Origin of the sequence: Paenibacillus xylanexedens (assembly GCF_007676705.1) — a bacterium.
In the GTDB taxonomy this organism is placed as follows: domain Bacteria; phylum Bacillota; class Bacilli; order Paenibacillales; family Paenibacillaceae; genus Paenibacillus; species Paenibacillus xylanexedens_C.
In genome coordinates this window covers 1-233 of record NZ_VEBF01000701.1, presented here as the reverse complement: position 1 = coordinate 233, position 233 = coordinate 1, and the positions used below count along the sequence as shown (strand labels likewise).

1 pseudogene is annotated in these 233 nt (G+C 43.8%); it reads left to right on the top strand.

Annotated features, from left to right (window positions below):
- A pseudogene (locus FS628_RS30990) lies at nt 1-208 on the top strand (TIM-barrel domain-containing protein); the annotation flags it as partial.
- Nucleotides 209-233 lie beyond the last annotated feature (25 nt).

Genomic DNA, 233 nt, shown 5'->3' with positions numbered 1-233 from the left:
TGTTAAAGAAAATGGAGGAGGGGGGATAGGTGTGGAAGGGCCGTTATTGATGGATTATGAGAAGGATGGGAAGAGGTATGAGATGGAATATGAATATTTGTTGGGTAAAGATATGGTCGTGGGTGGTGTTCATGAAGAAGGAGAAAAGGAATGGGAAGTTTATGTGCGAGAAGATGAGTGGATTGATCTATGGCGTGGTAAAGAATAGAGAGGTGGGAGGGTAAGGGTTGTAG